The following is a 1,271-nucleotide window of genomic DNA, read 5'->3' as shown; positions in this document are numbered from 1 at the left end:
GCCCCCGTGCGCCCCGGGCGGGGGCGCGCGGGAGGATTGTCGGCGGGCGCTGGGTAGTTCGGTGTGGGGTGGTATTTGCCTTTACCCCGGCAATCCTCGCATGTCTCGCATTTTCGGTAGGTACGCGGGGCATTGATCTTCACGTCCGGAACTTCCCGCCGGGACGCGGACTGTCTCCGGTCGCGCAAGACTCGTCGACTCGGTGCGTGGGCAGGGCACCGCAGCTACAGGGGGTTACGCCATGGCCGCAAGGCCTCTCGTCGCGCGGCAGCCGAACGAACGGCTGCAGGCGCTCATCCAGGAAGCGGGCTGCTCGAACGCCGGGCTGGCCCGCCGGGTCAACATGTGCGGCGCCGAGCACGGCCTCGACCTGCGGTACGACAAGACGTCCGTGGCACGCTGGCTGCGCGGGCAGCAGCCACGCGGGCGTGCCCCGGCGATCATCGCCGAGGCGCTGGGCCGCAAGCTGGGCCGTACGGTCACGATCGACGAGATCGGCATGGCCAACGGCAAGAACCTCGCCTCCGGTGTGGGTCTCCAGTTCTCGCCGACGGTACTGGGGGCCATCGAGCAGGTCTGCGAACTGTGGCGCAGCGACGTGGGCCGCCGGGACTTCCTGTCCGGTTCCTCCGTCGCCGCGTCCGCGCTGGTCGAGCCGAGCCGCGACTGGCTGATCTCCGCGCCGGACGGGCAGGTCGCGCGCACGGTGGGGCCGAGGGTGGGCCAGTCCGACGTGGCGGCCGTACAGGCCATGACGCAGGCGCTGGTCGGCCTGGACCACACCTACGGCAGCGGGCATGTGCGCCCGGTGGTCGTGCACTACCTCAACAGCGTCGTCTCCGGGCTGCTCGCCGGGTCGTACCGGGAGGCGGTGGGCCGCGACTTGTTCGCCGCGGTGGCCCGACTCACCGAACTCGCCGGGTACATGGCCGTCGACACCGGTCAACCAGGCCTGGCCCAGCGGTACTACATCCAGGCGCTGCGGCTCGCCCAGGCGGCCGGCGACCGCGGCTACGGCGGCTACGTGCTGGCCGCCTCCATGAGCCACCTCGCCGCGCAGCTCGGAAACCCGCGGGAGATCGCGCAGTTGGCGCGGGCGGCGCAGGAGGGCGCACGCGGGCGTGTGACACCGCGCGCGGAGGCGATGTTCCACGCGGCCGAGGCGCGCGGGCACGCGCTGATGGGGGACGCGCGGGCGGCGCAGGTGGCCGCGGGGCGGGCGGTGCGCGCGCTGGAGGCCGCCGGGTCGGACACGGGGGACGACCCGGTGT

1 protein-coding gene is annotated in these 1,271 nt (G+C 73.1%); it reads left to right on the top strand.

Annotation, left to right across the window (positions count from 1 at the left end; all coding sequences use genetic code 11):
• Window positions 1–241: 241 nt before the first annotated feature.
• A partial coding sequence (locus C1I97_RS37465; protein ID WP_111007311.1) for a transcriptional regulator occupies window positions 242–1,271 on the top strand: 1,030 nt, incomplete at its 3' end.

This window comes from Streptomyces sp. NTH33, from assembly GCF_003236365.1.
Taxonomy (GTDB): Bacteria; Actinomycetota; Actinomycetes; order Streptomycetales; family Streptomycetaceae; genus Streptomyces.
The sequence above is the reverse complement of the archived record's forward strand: the minus strand, read 5'-3'. Positions and strand labels throughout refer to the sequence as shown.